Origin of the sequence: Pseudoalteromonas sp. APC 3358 (assembly GCF_030408075.1) — a bacterium.
Taxonomy (GTDB): Bacteria; Pseudomonadota; Gammaproteobacteria; order Enterobacterales; family Alteromonadaceae; genus Pseudoalteromonas; species Pseudoalteromonas arctica.
On record NZ_JASDCE010000010.1, the window covers coordinates 59,484 to 81,623 of the forward strand.

At 40.8% G+C, this 22,140-nt stretch carries 19 protein-coding genes; 7 read left to right on the top strand and 12 right to left on the bottom strand.

The annotated features are described in order from the left end of the window. From QL995_RS15350 to QL995_RS15365, 4 genes are all read left to right on the top strand, one after another. The gene (locus QL995_RS15350; RefSeq protein ID WP_169060714.1) at positions 1-636 is read left to right on the top strand and encodes an SGNH/GDSL hydrolase family protein; all 636 of its coding nucleotides are present in this window, start codon (positions 1-3) and stop codon (positions 634-636) included. 78 nt (positions 637-714) lie between these two features. Next, positions 715-2,253: an EAL domain-containing protein gene (locus QL995_RS15355; protein ID WP_290294521.1), complete on the top strand. Its 1,539-nt coding sequence runs from the start codon at positions 715-717 to the stop codon at positions 2,251-2,253. 56 nt (positions 2,254-2,309) lie between these two features. Then, positions 2,310-2,831, top strand: a complete 522-nt coding sequence (locus QL995_RS15360) for a hypothetical protein (RefSeq protein WP_169044721.1) — start codon at positions 2,310-2,312, stop codon at positions 2,829-2,831. 249 nt (positions 2,832-3,080) lie between these two features. Continuing rightward, the gene (locus QL995_RS15365) at positions 3,081-3,770 is read left to right on the top strand and encodes a response regulator transcription factor (protein ID WP_007584415.1); all 690 of its coding nucleotides are present in this window, start codon (positions 3,081-3,083) and stop codon (positions 3,768-3,770) included. A 157-nt stretch (positions 3,771-3,927) separates the two neighbouring features. Here the strand turns inward: QL995_RS15365 and QL995_RS15370 are convergent, their stop codons facing one another. From QL995_RS15370 to QL995_RS15385, 4 genes are all read right to left on the bottom strand, one after another. Further along, complete coding sequence (locus QL995_RS15370; RefSeq protein WP_007584410.1) at positions 3,928-4,701, bottom strand: CsgG/HfaB family protein; 774 nt, start codon at positions 4,699-4,701, stop codon at positions 3,928-3,930. After that, positions 4,701-5,126 carry a curli assembly protein CsgF gene (locus tag QL995_RS15375; RefSeq protein ID WP_007584408.1) on the bottom strand — a complete coding sequence of 142 codons (426 nt, stop codon included), beginning with the start codon at positions 5,124-5,126 and terminating at the stop codon, positions 4,701-4,703. Before QL995_RS15375 ends, QL995_RS15370 begins: the two co-directional genes overlap by 1 nt. Beyond that, positions 5,116-5,460, bottom strand: a complete 345-nt coding sequence (locus tag QL995_RS15380) for a curli production assembly/transport protein CsgE (protein WP_085999476.1) — start codon at positions 5,458-5,460, stop codon at positions 5,116-5,118. The genes QL995_RS15375 and QL995_RS15380 overlap by 11 nt, the downstream gene beginning before the upstream one ends. 95 nt (positions 5,461-5,555) lie before the next feature. Continuing rightward, on the bottom strand, positions 5,556-7,058 hold the full coding sequence (locus QL995_RS15385) for a curlin (RefSeq protein WP_007584406.1): 1,503 nt from the start codon (positions 7,056-7,058) through the stop codon (positions 5,556-5,558). A gap of 583 nt (positions 7,059-7,641) precedes the next feature. On the opposite strand from QL995_RS15385, the gene QL995_RS15390 reads away from it, so the two are divergent. Next, on the top strand, positions 7,642-10,143 hold the full coding sequence (locus QL995_RS15390; protein WP_007584405.1) for a S8 family serine peptidase: 2,502 nt from the start codon (positions 7,642-7,644) through the stop codon (positions 10,141-10,143). Between the two features lie 68 nt (positions 10,144-10,211). Here the strand turns inward: QL995_RS15390 and puuE are convergent, their stop codons facing one another. Genes puuE through xdhA form a run of 8 tightly spaced genes read right to left on the bottom strand, consistent with a single transcriptional unit; the run spans position 10,212 to position 19,282 of the window. Further along, a complete protein-coding gene (gene puuE, locus QL995_RS15395; RefSeq protein WP_290294522.1) occupies positions 10,212-11,144 on the bottom strand; it encodes an allantoinase PuuE in 933 nt (310 codons plus the stop codon). 1 nt (position 11,145) lies between these two features. After that, positions 11,146-12,357, bottom strand: coding sequence for a urate hydroxylase PuuD (locus QL995_RS15400; RefSeq protein ID WP_290294523.1), 1,212 nt, complete (start codon positions 12,355-12,357; stop codon positions 11,146-11,148). A gap of 5 nt (positions 12,358-12,362) precedes the next feature. After that, the gene (gene guaD / locus QL995_RS15405; protein ID WP_290294524.1) at positions 12,363-13,727 is read right to left on the bottom strand and encodes a guanine deaminase; all 1,365 of its coding nucleotides are present in this window, start codon (positions 13,725-13,727) and stop codon (positions 12,363-12,365) included. A gap of 2 nt (positions 13,728-13,729) precedes the next feature. Then, positions 13,730-14,080: a hydroxyisourate hydrolase gene (uraH, locus tag QL995_RS15410; RefSeq protein WP_033028479.1), complete on the bottom strand. Its 351-nt coding sequence runs from the start codon at positions 14,078-14,080 to the stop codon at positions 13,730-13,732. After that, a complete protein-coding gene (uraD, locus tag QL995_RS15415) occupies positions 14,077-14,577 on the bottom strand; it encodes a 2-oxo-4-hydroxy-4-carboxy-5-ureidoimidazoline decarboxylase (RefSeq protein WP_004334571.1) in 501 nt (166 codons plus the stop codon). Before uraD ends, uraH begins: the two co-directional genes overlap by 4 nt. Beyond that, complete coding sequence (gene xdhC, locus QL995_RS15420) at positions 14,574-15,464, bottom strand: xanthine dehydrogenase accessory protein XdhC (protein ID WP_290294525.1); 891 nt, start codon at positions 15,462-15,464, stop codon at positions 14,574-14,576. The genes uraD and xdhC overlap by 4 nt, the downstream gene beginning before the upstream one ends. After that, the gene (gene xdhB / locus QL995_RS15425) at positions 15,457-17,796 is read right to left on the bottom strand and encodes a xanthine dehydrogenase molybdopterin binding subunit (protein ID WP_290294526.1); all 2,340 of its coding nucleotides are present in this window, start codon (positions 17,794-17,796) and stop codon (positions 15,457-15,459) included. Before xdhB ends, xdhC begins: the two co-directional genes overlap by 8 nt. Beyond that, positions 17,783-19,282: a xanthine dehydrogenase small subunit gene (gene xdhA / locus QL995_RS15430; protein ID WP_290294527.1), complete on the bottom strand. Its 1,500-nt coding sequence runs from the start codon at positions 19,280-19,282 to the stop codon at positions 17,783-17,785. Before xdhA ends, xdhB begins: the two co-directional genes overlap by 14 nt. A 198-nt stretch (positions 19,283-19,480) precedes the next feature. On the opposite strand from xdhA, the gene QL995_RS15435 reads away from it, so the two are divergent. Continuing rightward, complete coding sequence (locus tag QL995_RS15435) at positions 19,481-21,040, top strand: ABC transporter ATP-binding protein (protein ID WP_290294528.1); 1,560 nt, start codon at positions 19,481-19,483, stop codon at positions 21,038-21,040. Continuing rightward, entirely contained in the window at positions 21,037-22,140 is a 1,104-nt protein-coding gene (locus QL995_RS15440) for an ABC transporter permease (RefSeq protein ID WP_290294529.1), read from the top strand. Before QL995_RS15435 ends, QL995_RS15440 begins: the two co-directional genes overlap by 4 nt.

Below are 22,140 nucleotides of genomic sequence, written 5' to 3' on the forward strand. Positions count from 1 at the left end.
ATGACAAAAAATATTCTCTGCTTTGGTGATTCTAATACGTGGGCTTTAAACCCTGTAACGGGAAAACGCTTTGATGAAAATACCCGTTGGACATCGTTATTAAATAAAAACTTAGGGTGTGGCTTTAACGTAATAGAGGCAGGGCAGCCTAACCGCACGTTAGTGCATAATCCACCGTTTGATGGCGTGCTTAATGGTGTTAGTTATCTAAAGCCTTATTTGGATAAGCATGAGCTCGCCTTTATTATTATTGCCCTTGGTACAAACGATCTTAAAAAACGTTTTAATTTAACACCTAGTTTAATAGCAGGTGGCTTAAATGATTTAATTAACTCAATACATATTTATTATCAGCAAGGTAGTACTTTAAAATCTCCTAAAATTATTATTGCTAGCCCACCTAAAATAAGAATCACCGAGCAGTATTCGCGTATTTACGAAGGTGCAGATACAAAAGCAACAGAGCTCTCTAGTGCATTTAAAAGCGTTGCGGCTAATAATAAATGTACTTTTATTGATTTTAATACATTTATTAATGTAACAGCCGGTGATGGGCTTCACTTTGAAAGTAATCAGCATTTAACGCTAAGTGCTAAAATTACTCAATTGGTTCAAAATTCATTCAATAATTCTTGAATCTATCTGTTTGAATTTAATGCGACTTATGCAATCATCTAATAAAGTAGTGATATAAATTAACAACTTCGAGATGCTATGAAAAAGTACCAACAAAAATCTATTATAGCCATTTTAACCGGAGGGTTAGTTTTTGTAACTGGCTGTTTTATCTTGCTCAATTTTGCAGCGCAGCAGTTAACAGCACAAACAAAGTATGATGCTGAATATATTCTCGGTCATGTAGAAGGTGCAATTGCAGAGAGGCGTCGAATTCTTACCCCATTAAATAAGCTTGCGTTTAAACAGTGTGATAATACAACTCTTCTTGAGATGCGCCGCGCTTTATTTGACGCAAAATATGTAATTGATATAGGCTTTTTTAAAGGTAACCAGCTAGTTTGCACTACTGGCGCAGGCTTATTAAGTAAACCAATTAACGACAAACAGCCTGACTTTATTCGAGATGATGAGAAGGTGAGGGTTCGTTTTGAGCCAGAGCTTTATCTATTATTATTTAGTGAGCGCCCTATGGAGGTAATTATAGTCAGACAAGGGGATTATAATTTAATTATGCAGAGCACGCCCTTTACCAACATCGGAATTACTGCGCCAGATTGGGAAGTTATTTATAAAACACCAAATGCTTTGCATCATTTAGCAGGTAAAGAGGGGCTGTACCAGCAGGTAAAAAACAGCGTTTTCTTTCCTTACGAAACTAACTCAGTTTGCAGTTCTACAAGTAGTCAATATTGTGTAGTAGTGCACTTGCCTTGGAGTCTGTTTTTTTCTAATAATCACTTATTATTAATAATTTCGTTAATTTTAACCTGTTTAGCGGGCATATCGAGTGCGTTAATAGTTGATGCGAGGATTGCTGCACGCCGCTCTACCAATCAACGTATTCGTAAAGGGCTCAAAAAGGGATCATTTTATTGGACTTACCAGCCCATTATTTGTTTGCAAAGTGGCAAGCTGATTGGTTGCGAGGTACTTGCACGTTTTGAAGATAAGTACGGTGCTTTATTTCCAGATGAGTTTATTCCGGTTATTAGAAAAAATAATTTAACTTGGACTTTTACTGAGGCGATGATTGCTACCACAATAAAAGAGTTAACCTCTATAGAGTTATTGCCAGAAGGCTTTAAAGTGTCGCTTAATATATTTCCGTGTGATGTAGAGCTGGGTAATGTGTCGTTACTGCCGCAAATTACAGAGCTTACCAACTCACGCTTTATTATCTGTTTAGAAATAACTGAAGACGAATATCTTGATACAAGCATTGCGCATGCTCATTTTAGAACCTTAGTTGAATCGGGATTTAACTTATCATTAGATGACTTTGGTACGGGTTATTCGAATTTAAGAAACTTACAAAATTTGAGCTTTCATCAACTTAAAATTGATCGTACGTTTGTTCAAGATATAGCAACTGAGGGCTTAAAAGCCTCTATGATCCCAAATATTATGGAACTTGTGCATAAGTTTAATTATACCTGTGTGGCAGAAGGGATTGAAACCACTGAGCAAGAAGCTATTTTAAAAATGGCGGGTGTGCATTATGGGCAGGGTTGGAAGTATGGTAAGCCCATGACGGCGTCTAAATTTAAAAATTATATAACTAATCAGCATTTTTAGATCTCAGCTGCCATACTAAACGTATCGTTATGAAATTTATAAATATTAGGTTTATTATGATCAAATTAACATTAAGTGCTTTTGCATTTTTATTACTTAGTGCATGTACAACACAGTACCCAAACCAACAATTAACAGGTAAGCAGTTCCCAAGCATTAGCGGCGAAAGTTTAGAGCAAAGCATGGTGACTATACCCAGCGATTTTAAAGCAGATAAAACACTACTGCTTATTGGGTACAAGCAAGATAGTCAGTTTGATATAGACCGTTGGTTAATTGGTTTAGATATGGCGGGTGTAACGCTCCCTACATACGAACTACCAACCATTGCCGGCATGGCACCACGCATGTTTAGTACATTTATAGACAGCGGTATGCGCAAAGGCATCCCTAAAGAATTATGGGGTGGGGTAATCACTATTTATAAAGATGGTGAAGCGGTACAAAAGTTTACAGGTAATCAAAGCCCAAATAACTCACGTGTGGTACTTATAAATAACAGCGGCGAAATTTTATATTTTTATGATCGAGGTTTTTCGGTTGATGCGCTAAATAAACTAAAAGCGAGTATAGAATAATTGATCCTAAAAGTTAGTTTAGGCTAATGCATATTTAAGGCTTTATAAGTTATTAAGCCACTAATCCGATCTGTTATTTATCTTATAAAAGCAATTTTAAAAATAAAATTGATGAAGGTTTTGCATTGATTTAATTGATTTTTATCTATTTTAGGATGAGAAAGAATAACAGTACTTTAATATCAAAATCCCATTGTAAGTTGTATTTGATTTAGGTAATGTAGTGTAAATGTTTCAAGGACGAAATTTATGCCCCATAAAAACTCGGTATTTGTAAAAACAACGTTTCAATCATCTTTTCATTCACACAACTACACCGCTATTTTAAGAACACTACAAGCTTTGTTTGGTGATATTAAAATGGACGAGGTTATTCCTAAAGCTGAGCAGCGCACAAATTATGATTTGTTTTTAATAGATGGTGCTAAAAGCAAATGGCAAGACCTTATTCCGACTGACCTTATTTGTTTAGCTAAACACTATAGTGTTGTCATTTTTAATGTTGATAAAGAAGATGTGTGCGAGCAAAACTTATTGCTTAACCATTTTAATGGTGTTTTTTATAAATCTGATCCACCTGAAGATATTTTTAAAGGGTTACTTCGTGTTAATACTGGCGAGCTGTGGTTTACGCGTAAAGTGATTTCAAAAGCTTTTAACGATATTTTAGCCGTGGCATCGTCGTTTAATAGCTTACACGACGACATTGAATTAAAGCAGGACGATTACGATCATTTAACAAAACGAGAAAAGTCTGTTATTCATTTAATTGCACAGGGGGCGAGTAACAATACAATCGCTGATAAACTTAACATTAGCGACCACACTGTAAAAACACATTTATACAGTGCGTTTAAAAAAACTAACTCACGCAACAGGGTGGAGCTTGCTAATTGGGCGCAGCGCTATATATCGGTTTTGCTGCCAATGGCTAAATAAGAGTAAAGCCACCAATACATTATTAAAGTTATTAAAGTAAAAAATTTATCCTCTAGATTTTTTATAAGAGTTGGGTTAGCGAAGTACTTTCAACTTACTAATCACACAACCTATAAAGGCTACAATATGTAGCCTTTAGTTAATCCAGGAAATCAGTTTACGCCGATTTTTTAGCCCATAAGCCTTTATCAATACCTTTTGTTATGAGATCTGTGAGTGCTTTTTCTATTGCTTGGGTAACACAAATACTCATAGGTTCATTATCGCTAAAGCCTGCTTCTGCTTCTGCTAGTCGTTTGTAGCTTACGTATCTAAAAAAGCCTGCACGCATTTCTTGGCTAAGTACTTTTTTGCTGGTGGCTACACTCAATAATACTTGGCCTGTTCGAACATCAACAGCGCGTAAGTATATTGAAATAGCATCTTCACGGTAAAGCTCTGATGCGCCTATACCAAAGTATTCCATACCCAAACCACCTGTTTTTACATTAGTGTCGTAGCTTATGATACCGCCCTCTAAAATGATTTTTGCGGTTGTTAGCGGAGGTAAATCAGCTTGGTTAGGATTATCGGCTTGGCCCGCACGAATAATTTTTCGCTCTGTTAAAATGTTTTGTAAACCTTCACGCTCTACCGGCGTAAACCAATCAGATTCATGTAATGCTTGTATGAGTATTGAGTTAGCACCTTGAGTAACGGCAGTCGAAAATGAGCTAACGTTAGTTTGTGGCTTATATTGACCTGTTTGATCTCTAAATGAGTACACTGATACAGGAATACTCCCGACCGGTTTAGGTAAGTTTTTCAGATCTGCGAATAATTCGGTTGGTTCTAAACTAACTGCTTTTTGTTGCGATGGTGGGATTAAGTTCCCTAGGCTCGCACAACCGCTCAATCCTATTAATATTATTGTTATTAGTAGTTTATACATTATCCAAACCTCGGTACTTCAATGATCACCACGGTGTCATCAATTATATTTGTTATTCTTACTGTAATAGAATCGGTTGTGCTGGTTATAACTTCAATTTGATAATCGCCACTCATAAATATGGAGTCTTGATTGAAAAGGCTATCTTCTATGTCCTCACCAAATGCCATATCGGTAATTTCTCTTACCATACGATTTAAATAGGTGCGCTCTAGAGTTTCTTGAAATTGTTCAGCGTAACCTTTTTCTACTACCGGTGCTTTATGCTTGTTTTGAGCTTGGGCTTTACTCAACAGCATATTTGCATTGAGTGGGTTACCACCAAAGCTTGGGTTAATTGGGGTGTAAATTATTTCAGTTGCTGCTGCTGAAAAGCTTAATGTTGTTATTATTATAAGGGCTATATTTTTCATTTTACCATCCATCTTTAGCCATATCGGGTGTTGACACTGCCATGTTTTCGCGAGCCATTGCATCTATCACTGTATAAACAGCCTGCTCCACACGCTCATTTAAAGGCTCTAGTCGTCTACCTAAGTAAGTTGCGTAAACAAGTTGGTTATTCATTATTAACGACAGCTTTGTGCCTGCTTTTGGAATGACCGTTTCTTTAATTTCAATGTTAAAACCTGCAGTTGAAGGGAGATCTCGCCAGTAATTAGAAAACTCAAAATAGAACTGATGACCAAAGCGGCTAATACTCCTATCAAGTAGTAGGCCGTCAATCTCCAACTCTTCAGCGGCATAAGATGCGGGCATTAAAAACAGAGAAAGCGTAAGTAATAATACTTGGTAATGGTTTTTATTATTATGCATAACTAAATGGGGAGAGTTGCTCTCCCCAACCTCAATAATTACATTTGAGTAATAGAAGTCACGTTACCGTCACCAATTTGGGTCACTGAAACAGTGCTGTTGAAACCAATTACGGCGCCTTCAACAATGTTATCGTTACCCATTTGAGTTACGCTAAACGAAACGTTTTCGCCACCTACTAAAAATGCAGGTTGCTCCATTCCAACTACCCAGTTACCTTCGCCAGTTTGTGAAATATCAATGCTGTGGCCATTACCTTCAACCATCATATCAACTACGTTCATTTCACCTGTTTGAGCTAGGTCAATTTGGTTCATGTTGCTATCTAAAATACCTGCAAGTGTAACCATGGCTTCGTTTTGAGAACCATTTTGCATAATATCGATATCGTTGTCGTTTGATGTTAAAGATATATCAGGGTATGAAGACTCAACAACAGCAGTGTTTTCTTGGCCAGACTGGATAACGTTAACGTCATTTTCAGACCCATTAAAGTTAACAACGTGCGCTGAATTTGATTCACCTACTTGGTTAATCATAAATTCGTTATCGGTACCTAAAACGCCCATGTAAGCATCATTTAATAAGCCAACTTGTGTAGCCGTTAATTCATTATCGTCACCAATAATATCAACGGTTGTTGAGTTGCTTAAATCAACCTGAGTTACTGTAACTTCGTTGTTTTGACCTTCGAATAAATTTGATTCGATAGTATTTAAAGAACCTTCTTGGTCTAAATCAATTTCGTTTTCATCGCCTAATACAGCTACAAATGTTACTGCATTAGTATTGCCTTCTTGTTCAATTGAAAGCTCATTTGCATCGCCTAAAATATCAGTGAAGGTAACAGTATTACGATCGCCGTCTTGTTCAATATCAAGCTCGTTATCGTTGCCTTGTAAAGAACTCACTTTGAAGGTATTCCAGTAACCGTTTTGCTCAAGGCTCAGGCTATTCTGATCGCCCATTACAGAGGTTAATTCAGCTTCATGCCACTCACCTGTTTGTAATGAACTGATTTCGTTGCCATTACCTTTCATATCTAAGTTGTAAAACCAATGACCACCAGTGCCTTGCTCTACATCAACGATATTGTCGTCACCAACAATCATGTTGACAGCTTCGTTGTTTACAAAAAAGCCTTGGCCACTTTGCAAAACATTTAGGTAATTATTATTACCAGTAACTTCGGTAATTACACCGTTGGCAACGCCATCTTGGGCATATACTTGCTCGTTGTTGTTACCAATTGTTGTTACGCCAACATAATTACCTGATTGTAATTGAGTAACTTCTGTTGTGTTCTCGTTTCCAGTAGTCGAAACCTCAATAGTATTACTATCTCCCTCTTGCATTAAAATCGCGGTGTTATTATTTTGCGATTGCGCCAATGTCATTGAATTAGCGGTGCTAAGTATAGATATTTTTGTACTAAGTTCTGAGTTTGATGCTGATTTGTTGTCGGTATCTGCATATGAGGCAAAGCTGGTACCCATTGCTATTGCAACAGCACAACTTAAAAGTGATTTATTCAACTTCATTATTTTCTCCTTGAAATATTAAAATCAAATACCCTAAATGTTATAGGTTTTAATAAGGTATTTGTTGTTTCAGCATGCCGTGCCGATATATTTTTTGTGATCCGCTTGCGTAACTTTAGAAGTAGGTGAAGCGTAATATGTGACTATAAATAATTAAGTTTTAATTTGTCATAAATATTGAACTAACAAAGTTTAAGCTCAAATTCATAATCACCCATTAACTGTATTCCCCTATTTCATTTTCTTAAATCATCATTTTTTACCAAATAATTAACCTTTTATTATCATCGGTTTATGTGTGTAACTGGTGGGTTTTAATGTAATAGTAAGCAAAAGCAGTAAAAAAGTTTGACCCTATAATGGGTAAGGCTGTAATGGGGCAGTTCATTAAAATGACTGTGTTTAGTGTTTTTTTTATAGCCAAACTGGTCAAAATTTATGATTTTTAATTCTTTTTAACTTTTTAACTTGTCAAATATCGTATTTACTAGTTTGCTTATAACTTGCCACGTGATCCCTTGTACTTGAAATAGTGAACAAACCCGCTTAGTGCTTCTAAGCTAACCCAACTATGGATAGAACAATGAAAACAAAATTATCTATTATTACGCTTGCTTTACTACCTTGTTTGGCTTCGGCTAAATTACCTGATGCAGGAGCTCTTCCACAAGCAGCTGCAAGCAGTGACTCTGTTATTGTTAAATATAAAAAAAATGCAACGCCTCAAATGCGTAAACAAGCACGAAGCTTGGTTAAAGCAAAAATTACAGATTTAAATAATGATGAAGTTGATGATAACTTCACATCATTATTCTCAGGTCGCCTTGCTAAATTTAAAGTGTCTGGCATGAGCACTAAAGAAGCTATTGAGCGCTTAAAGTCTCATCAAGCTATTGAATATGTTGAGCCAGATTACCGAGTAAGTATTGCGAGCGCACCTAACGACCCTCGTTTTGATGAGCTTTGGGGCCTAAATAATGAAGGTCAGACCGGTGGTACGGCAGACGCTGATATTGATGCTGTAGAAGCGTGGACTATTTCTACTGGTAGTCGTGATGTAGTTGTTGGTGTAATCGATACAGGTATTGATTATAGCCATAGCGATTTAGCGAGCAATATGTGGGTAAATACCTCTGAAATCGCAGGCGATGGTATTGATAATGACGGTAATGGCTTTATCGATGATATTCATGGTATCAATGCGATTACCAATAGTGGCGACCCTATGGATGATGAAGGTCACGGAACGCACGTGTCTGGAACTATAGGTGCGAGTGGTAATAACTCTGTGGGTGTAGTGGGTGTAAATCATGAAGTATCACTTGTTGGTTGTAAGTTTTTAGATGCAGCAGGTAATGGATCAACATCAGATGCAATCAAGTGTATTGATTACATGGTTGGCCTAAAAAACTCTGGTGTTAACATCCGCGTATTAAATAATAGTTGGGGTGGCGGTGGCTATAGCCAAGCGCTGGCTGATGCAATCGAATCAAGTGAAGCTGCCGAACTATTGTTTGTAGCTGCAGCAGGTAACGACACTATTGATAACGATGTAAACCCACATTATCCATCAAACTACGAAAATGCGAGTGTTCTATCGGTTGCAAGTACTAACCAAACTGATGATATTTCGTGGTTCTCTCATTGGGGCTTAACCAGTGTTGATATGGGCGCACCAGGTACTGCTATTTTATCTACTACACCGGGTGAAAGTTATGCATCGTATTCTGGTACGTCAATGGCAACACCGCATGTTGCTGGCGCAGCTGCGCTAGTTTTATCTATTAATCCAGAGTTATCTACTCAAGAACTTAAAGATTTATTAATGAGCTCGGGCGATGCTAATGCTGCACTGCAGGGGAAAACGGTAGCCGGTACGCGACTTAATGTTAACCAAGCACTTATTGATGCGGATCCAACTCCTGGTTTTAAAATATCAGCTAGCCCGCTTACCCAACAAATTATAGCTGGAGAGGCTACAAGCTATACATTTACAATTGGCTCAATTGCCGAGTGGGATGAGGAAGTAACGCTTGAATTATCAACAACATTAGGTGGTGCTTATTTATCATCGCTTACAGCGCGCCCTGGTGATGACGTGATACTAAATGTTGAAACCGATACTGATACTCAGTGGGGAGATTACGAGTTTACCGTAACGGCCACTGCGGGTGATATTGTTAAACAGCAATCGGTTGAATTAATGATACAACCATTAGGGTTAAATGACTTTACCTACAGCAGTACTGGTAGCGTAGCAATTCCAGATAATTCTCCACAGGGGATTAGCTCAGTAATTAATGTTTCTGATGATTTAACCGTATTTGGCACAACCGCCGATGTTGATATTACTCATACTTACTCTGGTGACTTAGTTGTAAAACTAATATCGGCACAAGGTACAGAGGTAACATTGCAAAGCAATGTTGGTGGTAGTAACGATGATATTGTTAAGAGCTTCACGTCTAGTGCATTCAATGGCGAAGTAGCAAATGGTGACTGGACTCTTCATGTAGAAGATACTGCAGCCGCTGATACAGGTACAATTAATGGCTGGTCACTTACGCTTAGCGCTATAGGCGAAGTAAGTGCACAACCGCCACGTGCAGGCTTTACTGTTGATACGCAAGGTTTAACAGCTTCGTTTGTAGATACAAGCAATGATGCCAATAACGACATTACACAATGGAGCTGGAGCTTTGGCGATGGCGCTACATCAACAGATTCAAGCCCTGTGCATGCATATGCGCAATCGGGTAGTTACGATGTAGAACTAACTGTTACTGACAGTGAAGGTAATACAGATACATTTACCCAAGCCGTTGTTGTAAGTGACGTGACCCTTGAACTGAACTTAAAACGCGCTAACAAAACACGCCTAGGTACGATGCGTGTAGAACTTAGCTGGGAAGAAGTTGGTGCAGAGTCATTAAGCGTTTACCGTAATGGTGAGTTAGTTGATACCACTGCAGATAATGGTCGCTACCGTGATTACGTGCGTGGAGCTACATTACCATCGTACGATTACCAATTATGTGTAACAGAAAATGTGTGTTCGAATATCATCACCGTTTCTTTTGAATAAATTTCACTACTCCTAAAGTAATTTAAGCCCAGCTTTGCTGGGCTTTTTTATGTTTTAAAAAATATAAACTATGCTTTTTTATACGGGTGAGTTTTAAGCCAGTGCTCGGCTATTTGTTCACGCGTGGCAAACCAAACCTGCTCATGCGATCGGGCATATTCTAAAAACCGTGCTAATGCTTTTATTCTTCCTGGGCGACCAATTAAGCGGCAATGCAAACCTATCGACATCATTTTTGGGGTGTTTTCACCTTCTGGGTCACCTTCTTCATAAAGCATATCAAAGGCATCTTTTAAATAATTATAAAACTGATCCCCTGCATTAAAACCCTGTACGGCAGCAAAGCGCATGTCGTTTACATCGAGCGTGTAGGGCACAATGAGTTGTGGCTTACCTTCTTTAATACTGTAAAAGGGCAAATCGTCGCTGTAATCGTCGGCGTCATATAAAAATGTGCCATTCTCAACTACAAGGGCTGCGGTATTTGGGCTAGTTCGGCCGGTATACCAGCCTTTGGGCTTTTTACCTGTAAGCTTTTTAATGACGTCAATGGCTTGTTGCATATGTTCGCGCTCGGTTTGTTTATCTATATTTTGATAATTAATCCAGCGCAGGCCATGGCTTGCAATCTCGTGGCCTGCTTCAACAAAGGCTTTAGCTACATCGGGGTGGCGCTCAAGGGCCATCGCCACTGCAAAAATGGTGACCGGTATATCGTATTTTTTAAATAAACGCAGTAGCCTCCACACGCCCGCGCGTGAGCCATATTCGTAAATAGACTCCATGCTTATATGGCGGTCTTCAACATGCGGGGCACTGACTATTTCTGATAAAAACGTTTCAGCGGCTGCATCACCATGTAATACACAATTTTCGCCGCCTTCTTCGTAATTTAATACCACTTGCACTGCAATGCGGGCTTTATTAGGCCAGTTTGCATGGGGTACATCTGGACCATAACCAATTAAATCGCGCGGGTAGTTTTTAAATTGCTCGCTCATTTTATTGCTCCTTTTTAAGTGCTGTGAGCCAAGCGCCGAGCGTTTCGCGCTCTTTGTCAGTCATTTTGGTCATATTAGCCAGTGGCATGTCTTTAGTTATTACGGCGCGAGTATGCACAAGTACTTGCGACTTTTTCACCTGTTCAATTGAGTCGAGTTTAAAGCCAAGTGGCGCTGTTTGAAAAAGCTCAGAGGTAGGTGTCTCGCTGTGGCACTGCGTACAGTGTTTGCTGATTATATCCCACGCTTGTGCGTCGGTAATACTTGCTTGTAAAGGCGCGTTTTCGTCTGCATTTGTTGTACTGCTGGGCCAAGGTGCTATTGCTAGCATAAGGGCAAAAAATGCTGCGATACCACTTATAAGTACTGAAGGCTTATTAACGCCTTGATGTTTTAAGTTAAAGTAATGGCGTATCCACATACCAATACCAAACAGCGCAATTAAAATAAGCCAGCCAAAATTGTGGCTATACGTGTAAGGAAAGTGATTGCTAAGCATAATAAATACCACAGGTAACGTGGCGTAGTTATTATGAATAGAACACAGCTTTGCCTTTAAACCTGGCGCTGAATCAGGGATTCTACCAGCTTCTACTTCACTTACCATATAGCGTTGCCCTGGCATAATAATGTGATACACATTACCCACCATGCACGTGCCAATAAGTGCACCTACATGAATATACACAGCGCGGTCGCTAAATAATTGATCAACCCCAAAAGTCCACAGAGCTAATAAACCAATAACTACAGCAATAAACACTTTGCCGTTTTCAACCAGTGGGCTTTTACACAATAAACGATAAACACCATAGCCTAAGCCAATAAAACCAAGGGATGCGCCAATAGCTGCAAATTTACTTAGCTCACTTTTACTGTTATCAATTAAATACACATCGGCGCCAACATAATAAAGTAAGCTAAATAGTAATATACCGGTGATCCACGTTGTGTAGGCTTCCCACTTAAACCAATGCAGAGTATGAGGCATTTGTTCAGGGCCATTTTGATACTTAGCCACTTCGTAAAAGCCACCACCATGCACGGCCCATAAATCGCCTTTTATGCCTTTATCTATTTTCCACTGCGGTGGTGTTTGTAGGTTGTTATCTAGCCATGCAAAATAAAATGAAGCGCCAATCCAAGCTATACCAGCAATAACATGAAAATAACGCAGTACTAAATGAGCAAGCTCAAATAAATAGTTTTCCATAACGGTTAAGCCTCTTCTAATACCGGTGAGCGGGTGTCTGAAAATTGATTGCTATCATCGCGCTTATACACACTTTTACCCATAATGTAGGTTTGCTCAACGCAGCGGTCGTCGCCTAACATCATCATTGCAAATAGTTTTTCATGCAGGGTTTTGGCATGTTGTATTCTAAATTTTAAAAACGAAGTTGCCGAACAATCCATTACAATAAAATCGGCCTCACAACCGGCTTCAAAATTACCAATTGTCCCTTCTAAATCGAGCGCTCTAGCACCGCCGAGTGTTGCTAAATACAGCCCTTTAAATGCTGAAAACTTTTGACCTTGTAACTGTTGGATTTTGTAAGCTTCGTTACCTGTTTGTAGCATAGAAAAGCTTGTTCCTGCGCCTACATCGGTACCCATGCCTACGTTTATGCCGTGCTCTTCACAGGCTTTTAAATTTAAAAGTCCTGATCCTAAAAATAGGTTTGAGGTAGGGCAGTGCGATATAGCCGCATTGTTATCTGCAAGGCAGCAAAGTTCGCGCTCAGATAAATGAATACTATGGGCAAAAACCGAGCGTTTGCGTACCATTTTTGCTTGCTCGTAAACGCCAAGGTAATCTTCAGCTTCTGGAAATAGCCCTTTAACCCATTCGCACTCGTCTTTGTTTTCTGATAGATGAGTGTGCAGGTAGGTGTCTGGGTATTCTTCAAGTAACTGAGTGCATTTTTGTAATTGTTCTGGGGTTGATGTGGGGGCAAAACGCGGCGTAACTGCGTAGCTTAGCCTGTCAACATTGTGCCATTTTTTTATTAGGGCTTTGGATTCGTCATAGCTTGTTTGCGCGCAATCAGATAAGTCGTCAGGGCAGTTACGATCCATCATTACTTTACCGGCAATCATACGTAAATTGCGTTTTTGTGATTCTTTAAAAAACGCATCAACCGATTGCGGGTGCACAGTGCCAAATACAAGGGCAGTGGTTGTGCCATTGCGCAGTAGCTCGTCTAAAAAGCGATTAGAGATCTCTTTTGAATAATGCTTACACGTAAATTTTTTCTCTGTCGGAAACGCATACTCGGTTAACCAACTTAGCAGTTGCTCGCCGTACGCCCCCACCATTTCGGTTTGTGGTAAGTGTATGTGGGTGTCAATCATACCAGGCATAACGAGTTTGCCATCGTGGTGGATAACACGCGCTGATTTATCAATCGTAGGCAGTATGTCTTGCTCGTAACCAAGTTTAACTACTTTGCCGTGCTTGATAACTAATGCGCCTTTTTCAAAAAAACGATGTGCGCTTTCGCCAGCAATGGCCGGGTCGTCAACAAAGTCGAGTATATCAGCACAAACTACTGTTAAGTTATTATTGTTTTGCGCGCTCATTATTAGCTACCTCTGTATGTAGAGTAGCCAAACGGGCTAAGCAACAATGGGATATGATGATGTTTAGTATCTTGTAATCTAAAAGTTATTTGCGCTTCTGGGTAAAACGCAGGGGTAGGTTGGTTTTGGTAATAACTATCTAAATCAAATACCAGTTTATAGGTTGCAAATTCTACTTCTGTATTTAGCCAGTCGGTAATTCGCCCATCGGTATCGGTTGTGCCTTGGGTTAGTTGTACCCATTCGTTATTTGTAAGTTTAAATAGCTTAACAGCAACGTTTGCCGCAGGTTTTCCGGTGCTGGTATCAAGTATATGGGTGGTAATAGGGCTTTTGTTCATACTTTTATTCATAGCAGTGACTCCAATCTTATTTTTGTTATTTTGGCTTGTTCGCCCGCGGCTATATTTAGCTCTGTACTGCGGGTGTTGTGTATGCGCTGCTCTATGAGTTCGAGCATTTGTTCGGCCGTTTTACCGGTGGCGCACACAATAAAAATAAAGCCAAACTTGCTAAGGTACTCTTTATTAAGGGCAATCATTTTGGTAAGTACGGCCTCGTTTGCTTTGCTCATACCTGATTGCTCATGCCCCGCTTTTTGTGCGGTAGCAGCGTATTTTTTGCTAAGGGTTGATAAGTCGCCTATTTGCGGGTGGCCTTCAAAGGCAGCTAAATAGTCGCTCTCGCCAAGGCTATCCCATATGCTTTGTGCGCATTCAAACAGCTGTTGAGCACTTTTAAATGGCATTGCTTTTATCATGCCCGCTACCCAGTTAGGGGCCGCGCAGCAATGCTCAAGTGCTTGTTTTGCTTGTGCATCATTTAGCGTATTTATTTGTAAACTGCTCATGCGTTTACTTCCTCCTGCGTGGTGCTAATTAAGGCATTTTTTATTGTGCGCCATTGCAAGCCTTGGCGTTTTGGCGCTTGGGTTTGCATAGCCTGATAAAGGCCAATTAGCTGTCCACTAATCGAAATAGCCACTTCCATTGGCAATTTGCCCGTAATGTTATTAAGCCCAACAGGGCAGGTCATTTGCTGTATTTGATCGGCTGTAAAATCGCGATGTGCTAGGCGTTGTTTAAAACGTTTTGCTTTAGTGTCAGAGCCAATAACGCCCAGCCAATTGGCATCAGCGCGTTTAATAATGGCTTGGGTGAGTGCAAAGTCGAGCTGGTGGTTATGGGTAAGTATTAAGTAGTTATTAGCTTTAGGCGCACGTTTTACTTGCTCTGTTGGTTCTTCATCAACCACTTTTACTACGTTATTTGGAATAGCTTGTGGGAATACATCTGCGCGGCTATCTATCCAGCGTATGTGCATAGGCAGCTGTGCCAATATACCAATAAGCGCCTGTGCTACGTGGCCTGCGCCATAAATGTCGAGGGTAAAGCGCTCGCATTGCATGCATTCAAGTATAATGGTGGCAGCCCCGCCGCAGCACTGGCCTAAATTTGCACCTAGGTTAAATTGCTCAATTACTTGGGCGGCTTCGCCTTTGGCAAGTAGTTCGCGGGCTTTTTCTATTACTACGTACTCAAGGTGACCACCGCCAAGGGTGTCGTAAATATGCTCGCCGCTTATTACCATTTTTGAGCCTGTGCCGCGTGGGGTTGAGCCATTGGTTCCAAGCACTGTCGCAATAACATAGTTAGTGCCGCTTTTTTCGTGCTCGTTTATAGCCTGCACCCAGTTTTGCGTATGAAAACCCTGAAACGACTCATTTAAATTAGCCATGTTGCTGCTCCTTAAACCAGCTAGCGGTTTGCTCAATTGCACTCAATACTCGCTCTGGGGTTGCGGGTGTATCCAGTGGGGCGGTGTATTTGTAATCAGCCACACTGCTTATTGCATTACGAATAGCGCTCCATACACTAAAGGCCAACATAAATGGCGGCTCGCCTACGGCTTTTGATCTAAACACGGTGGTTTCTGGATTTGCTGAGTTATAAAGATTGACGTTAAATTCGGCAGGGGTATCGCCAATGGCTGGTATTTTGTAGTTGGCTGGGCCAAAGCTTGCAAGCTGGCCTTTATCATTCCATTGTAAGTCTTCGGTTGTTAGCCAGCCCATACCCTGCACAAAGGCGCCTTCAATTTGGCCTATATCAAGAGCTGGATTAATTGAACTGCCTACATCGTGCAGTATATCAACGCGAGTTACCGTGTTTTCGCCAGTTAGGGTATCTACTTCTACTTCACTCAGTGCTACGCCGTGAGCGTAGTAAAAAAACGGACGGCCTTCGCCTTTGGCTCTATCGTAATGAATTTTTGGTGTGGCGTAATAACCGGTAGATGAAAGCGATATACGATTCATGTAAGCAAGATTTGCAAGTTCGCTAAAGCTAATTTCCCCTTTACTAAAAGTAATGAGGTTATCTTTAAATACAACAGTGTTGCTGTCTACTTCAAAGTGCTCGGTAATAAAATCAATTAAGCGCTCTTTTATTGTGTTTACTGCATTTAGCGCCGCCATACCGTTTAAGTCGGTACCGCTTGAGGCCGCTGTTGGTGAAGTGTTTGGTACCTTGTCGGTACGCGTAGCACTAATACTTACCGCGTTAAAATCGACCCCAAAGCCATGGGCTACAATTTGCGCAATTTTGGTGTTTAGCCCCTGGCCCATTTCGGTGCCGCCATGGTTTAAATGTATTGAGCCATCGCTGTATACATGCACTAATGCACCAGCTTGATTTAAGTGTTGTACCGTAAACGAAATACCGTATTTTACCGGCGTCATTGCAAGGCCTTTTTTGATAATAGGTGACGATGCGTTGAATGCTTTAATAGCATTTTTACGTGCCCAGTAGTCACCTGACTCTTCAAGCTGGTTTATCATATCTTTTAAAATATGTTGCTCTACGGTTTGATGATACGGCGTGGTATCGCGGCCTTTTCTGTATAAATTGAGTTTTCTGATCTCAAGCGGATCTTTACCTAATTTGGCTGCTATATCGTCCATTATTAGCTCGCCCATAATCATTCCTTGCGGGCCACCAAATCCTCTAAATGCGGTATGGCTTACGGTATTTACTTTACAGCGATTACCTTTAATTGTGGCGGCTGGGTAGTAGTAGGCGTTATCGGCATGAAACATGGCGCGGTCTACAATTGCATCTGATAAATCGGGGGAGTAGCCACAAAATCCGTTTACGGTAATGTCGGCACCTTCTATTAAACCATTTTCGTCAAAACCAACATGATAGTGATTATAAAAAGGGTGGCGCTTACCGGTTAATTTAAAATCGTCGCTACGGGCTAGGCGCATTTTTACTGCGCAGCCAAGGTGGTAAACCGCAAGAGCTGCAAGGCATGCCCATGGTGCGCCTTGGGTTTCTTTGCCGCCAAAAGCACCGCCCATACGGCGGGTTTCTACGTTTACAAAGCTAAATGGCTTTTTTAAAATTTTAGCAACTAAGTGTTGAACCTCAGTAGGGTGTTGCGTAGAACACTGAACATGAATGCCACCGTCGTTATCAGGTTGCGCCAGCGCTATTTGGCCTTCTAAATAAAAGTGTTCTTGCCCGCCTATGTTTATTTCGCCTTTAAGCTGGTGGGCTGCGTTATTAATGGCGTTTTCGCTGCTACCACGGTTAAGTGAATGTGGCGGCCTTACCCAATGCTCTTTTTTTATTGCTTCTTTAATATCGAGTATGGGGGTGGTTTGCTCGCACTCTATAACCACTAAACGTGCCGCGCGGCGCGCTATGGCGTAGCTGTCGGCAACGACAATTAATACAGGTTGTCCATGGTATTGAATTTCATGACTAGTGAGTAATATATCACCTGGAAATACCGGGCCAATATCTAATTTACCCGGTACATCTTCGGCCGATAAAATACGTTTAACACCTTCAACTGCCAGTGCGAGACTTGTATCAATTGATTTAATAAAGCCGCTTGTAACAGGGGCGAGCACTGGGTAGGCATGCAGACAACCGTAAGGCTCAGGGTTATCGTCGGCAAAATTTGCACTGCCACAAACTTGTTTAATAGCGCTTTCGTGATATTTAGATTCTCCAACGCTACCACCTTGCGCTTTTAGTTTATCCATTTCAAAGTGACGCATGTGAGATCCTCGTAATGGCAATGTTGTTATTGTTGCGTGCTTGCGGCTCACAAAACTCAATACCAATGCGTTGTAATAAATTTTTGCTTACCGTGGTGCGATAATGCGCACTGCTTCTTACATCGCTCATGGGCGTAAAGTCATCGTTAATAGCCGTTGCTGCGTCTATAAAACTACTTACTTGTAATGATTGAGATATCAGCTTTTGCTCAATATGCTGCGCGCGCTTAGGAATAGCAGCCATACCGCCCATAGCGCAGCGGGCTTGAGTAATCATGTTTTGTGAATGCTCTATAGCAAGTACCAAACACACGGTAGATATATCGTCTTCAAAGCGTTTTGATATTTTATGACACGCCAGTTTTAGCGACTCAGGGCGCTTTGGAATTGTGAACTTACTAATTACTTCATCGCTTTTAAGAACTGTTTTTTTGTAATCAATAAAGTAGTCGGCAACTTTAATAGTGCGCGTACCAGCGCTGCTTAATAAATCCATTGATGCATTAAGAGCGATTAAAAGGGGAGCTGGATCGCCAATAGGAGAGGCATTCCCTATGCTGCCACCAAGCGTGCCGCTGTTACGTACTTGGCTTGATCCTAAGCGTTCAAATAGCTCTTTTGACTCTGGGTAATGGTTATAAAATACCTCAACAAATTGGCTATAAGGTAGTGCTGCACCAATGTGTAGCTCACCGTTATTATCTGCCAAGGTGCAAAGATCCTTTACTTGGCTAAGGGAGATAATTACATCCGGTAAGAGCATGTTTTGGCTAAGCTCAATGGCAAAGTCGGTGCCACCAGCAACTAAATGTGCATAAGGATAAAGCGCTTTTAGCTCAACAAGTTGTTGGGCAGTTTGTGGTAAGTAAAATTTGCGAGGACCATTTTTTAAAAATGGAATATCGTCATCATATTGCGTATTAAGTGATGCTTTAAATTGGGCGGCCATTGCTGAGTACGGTTCAGCTTTACGTTCATAGCTATAGGCTTTTTCGGCTGCAAGTAATATTGGGCTATAACCTGTACAACGGCATAAGTTACCACCAAGTGCATGAATAACCGCTTTTTTACCAGGGTACGTTGGTTCATTAATATAAAGAGCCAACAAACTCATTATTATACCGGGCGTGCAAAAACCACATTGCGAACCATGGCACTCAACGAGTGCACGTTGTACGGGGTGTAAATCGGTTAAGTTTGGGTATAAACCAGTAGTCACAGCCTCTACCGTTACTATATGTTTTGCATGCGCATTACCTAATAACAATAAACAGCTGTTCATTGTTTTGTATTGCCAACTAGTTTGCCCGTTTGCATTTATACGCTCTTCACCCACTAAAATTGTGCACGCGCCACAGTCGCCAGTTGCACACCCTTCTTTGGTGCCCACTTTCCCTTTTTTGGTGCGTAGCCAGTCCAAAATGGTGAGACTTGGCGAGCATTCTTGTACTTCAATTGGCGTGTTATTTAATAAAAATTGAATCACACAGACCCCCTTAATTTTTATAAAGCCCTGATACATAAAGGCTTGGCGTATGTTTTTTCTTGTTGTTTGCGCACGGGTAAGAAAAATACTTTTTCATCTTGGTAAGTATATTGCAGTTACCATGCCATTGTTGACCGGTTGGTCAGTTGGTGTTTTGAGTAGGCTAAATTGCTCATTAAGTACAAATAGGCCCTAATAATGAATAATAAATACCGCCTTACTATGCAGGGAATGACAAAGCAGTATCCCGGATGTATAGCCAATAATGACGTAACCTTAAAAATTAAGCATGGTGAAGTGCATGCCTTATTAGGTGAAAACGGTGCAGGTAAAAGCACATTAATGAAAATGCTTTATGGTGTGGTTAAACCTGACCAAGGGGACATGTTTTTCAATGGCCGTATAATGAATATAAAAGAGCCTGCTGATGCGCGTGATTTAGGCATTGGAATGGTCTTTCAGCATTTTTCGTTATTTGAAACACTTACGGTCGCCCAAAATATTGAACTAGCGTTAGGTGATTTAGCAGGACATAGCAGCACGCTTGCGGGTCGAATTACAAAAACATCAACACGTTATGGTATGCCATTAGACCCCCATAGACTGGTATCAACACTTTCAACTGGCGAGCGCCAACGAGTAGAAATTGTTAGATGCTTATTATTAGATATTCAGTTACTTATTTTAGACGAACCCACTTCAGTACTGACTCCACAAGAAGTCGATGCATTATTTAAAACCCTAAAGTCACTTAAAAAAGAAGGCTGCTCTGTGCTGTTTATTAGCCATAAACTGCACGAAGTGATTGAGTTATGTGACAGTGCGACCATTTTGAGAGGCGGGAAAGTAAGCGGGCATTGTATTCCTAAAAACGAAACTAGTGAGTCAATTGCTAGGCTGATGGTAGGCGACAACACGCCAATTAGTAACCAAACTCGCAGAGCTTTGGGTGCTGCGGATTTTTTAACCGTTAATAATCTAACCACCGCCGCACAAGCGTTATTTGAAACACCCCTTAAAAATATTAACTTTGCAGTACAGCAAGGCGAAATAGTGGGGATTGCGGGTGTTGCTGGCAACGGACAAGAAGAGTTATTAAAAGTGCTTTCGGGGGAGCAAGTTCAAGCAAGTAGTAGCGCCATTAAATTTAAAAATACCGTTGTTGATGCACTGTGCCCGCTAAAAAGGCGCCGCCTTGGGCTTGCATGTGTGCCAGAGGACAGGCTTGGGCGAGGAGCCGTGCCCACTATGGATTTAGCACAAAATGCACTGCTTACTAGTTTTGATAATGGGCTGGTTAAAAATGGCTTTTTAGTAAAACAAAAAATTACTGAGCTTGCTAATAAAATCATTACAAAATACAAGGTTAAAACGCCAAGTTTTCGCACTCATGCAGCAAGCCTTTCAGGTGGTAATTTACAAAAATTTATTATTGGTCGCGAGGTAGAGCAAAACCCAAAACTACTCGTTATGTCGCACCCTACTTGGGGAGTAGATATAGGCGCACAAGTGGCGATACATGAAGCTATTTTAAAGCTTCGCGACGAAGGGTGTGCGGTACTCGTTATTTCAGAAGATTTAGATGAACTTTATAAAATTTGCGACCGCATTGGCGCAATTTGCGATGGAAAACTGTCTCCTATTTTAAACACCGATACCGTACCGCTTGTGCAGTTAGGGCAGTGGATGGCTGGCGACTTTAGCGATGTTTTTAATAACCAGCCTAAAGTACACACACCACAAGGGGCACTCGCATGATTAAATTAGAACCACGTGTTGAGCGCTCACCAGCTTGGAGTTATCTCTCTCCTGTTTTAGCTATTTTACTAACATTAATAACCGGTTACGTGGTGTTTGCCTTATTAGGGCATGATCCTCTAAATGCCCTGTATACATTTCTTATAGCACCTGTTGCCGATTGGTATGGTGTAACTGAGCTACTTGTAATGACCATTCCTATTTTGCTATGCGCCTATGGCTTAGCGCTTTGTTATAGAGCATCGGTTTGGAATATAGGCGCAGAAGGGCAACTGCTTATTGGTGGTGTATGTGCAAGTGCTGTAGCCGTCAACTTTGTTGACTCAACAAGTGCTTTTGCAATGCCACTTACATTACTCGCTGGTATTGCAGGTGGGATGTTGTGGGCGGGGCTTGCTGCTTTTATGAAGCTGCGTTTAAACACCAATGAAATTTTAGTCACCATAATGCTCAACTACATAGCAGTAAATGTATTGCTGTGGGCTGTTCATGGGCCACTAAAAGATCCTCACGGTTATAACTTTCCTGAAAGTGCATTGTTTGGCGATAGTACGTTATTACCTGTTTTATTCGACGGTACTCGATTGCACTTAGGCCTGGCGTTTGCGTTATTAGCGCTATGCGCCACATGGGTTTTTATTAGTAAAACCTTTATAGGCTTTCAAATACAAGTACTTGGGCTTGATGCATCCGCGGCCAAAATGGCGGGTTACAAGCGAACATTATTAATTGCCGGAGTGCTAGTTATTAGCGGGGGCTTGGCGGGGCTTGCTGGAGCGGGAGAAGTAGCTGGGCCTATTGGGCAGTTGGTTCCGCAAATATCACCCGGTTATGGCTATGCCGCCATTATTGTTGCTTTTTTAGGGCGACTCCACCCAGTAGGAATTACGTTTGCGGGCTTATTAATGGGGCTTATTTATATGGGAGGTGAACTTGCGCAAATTAACATGGGATTACCTAATGCTATAACCGGTATTTTTCAGGGGTTAATGCTGTTTTATTTACTCTCGTGCGATGTGCTTATTACTTATCGCCTTAGATTTTCGCTGCCATTTAAACAACAAAAAGCGCAGCCAATACATATTGCACAGGAGTCTTAA

Coding starts and splice junctions, on each gene's coding strand:
- QL995_RS15350 (WP_169060714.1), top strand. CDS start 1: ATGACAAAAAATATTCTCTGCTTTGGTGATTCTAATACGTGGGCTTTA.
- QL995_RS15355 (WP_290294521.1), top strand. CDS start 715: ATGAAAAAGTACCAACAAAAATCTATTATAGCCATTTTAACCGGAGGG.
- QL995_RS15360 (WP_169044721.1), top strand. CDS start 2,310: ATGATCAAATTAACATTAAGTGCTTTTGCATTTTTATTACTTAGTGCA.
- QL995_RS15365 (WP_007584415.1), top strand. CDS start 3,081: ATGCCCCATAAAAACTCGGTATTTGTAAAAACAACGTTTCAATCATCT.
- QL995_RS15370 (WP_007584410.1), bottom strand. CDS start 4,701: ATGTATAAACTACTAATAACAATAATATTAATAGGATTGAGCGGTTGT.
- QL995_RS15375 (WP_007584408.1), bottom strand. CDS start 5,126: ATGGATGGTAAAATGAAAAATATAGCCCTTATAATAATAACAACATTA.
- QL995_RS15380 (WP_085999476.1), bottom strand. CDS start 5,460: ATGCCCGCATCTTATGCCGCTGAAGAGTTGGAGATTGACGGCCTACTA.
- QL995_RS15385 (WP_007584406.1), bottom strand. CDS start 7,058: ATGAAGTTGAATAAATCACTTTTAAGTTGTGCTGTTGCAATAGCAATG.
- QL995_RS15390 (WP_007584405.1), top strand. CDS start 7,642: ATGAAAACAAAATTATCTATTATTACGCTTGCTTTACTACCTTGTTTG.
- puuE (WP_290294522.1), bottom strand. CDS start 11,144: ATGAGCGAGCAATTTAAAAACTACCCGCGCGATTTAATTGGTTATGGT.
- QL995_RS15400 (WP_290294523.1), bottom strand. CDS start 12,357: ATGGAAAACTATTTATTTGAGCTTGCTCATTTAGTACTGCGTTATTTT.
- guaD (WP_290294524.1), bottom strand. CDS start 13,727: ATGAGCGCGCAAAACAATAATAACTTAACAGTAGTTTGTGCTGATATA.
- uraH (WP_033028479.1), bottom strand. CDS start 14,080: ATGAATAAAAGTATGAACAAAAGCCCTATTACCACCCATATACTTGAT.
- uraD (WP_004334571.1), bottom strand. CDS start 14,577: ATGAGCAGTTTACAAATAAATACGCTAAATGATGCACAAGCAAAACAA.
- xdhC (WP_290294525.1), bottom strand. CDS start 15,464: ATGGCTAATTTAAATGAGTCGTTTCAGGGTTTTCATACGCAAAACTGG.
- xdhB (WP_290294526.1), bottom strand. CDS start 17,796: ATGCGTCACTTTGAAATGGATAAACTAAAAGCGCAAGGTGGTAGCGTT.
- QL995_RS15435 (WP_290294528.1), top strand. CDS start 19,481: ATGAATAATAAATACCGCCTTACTATGCAGGGAATGACAAAGCAGTAT.
- QL995_RS15440 (WP_290294529.1), top strand. CDS start 21,037: ATGATTAAATTAGAACCACGTGTTGAGCGCTCACCAGCTTGGAGTTAT.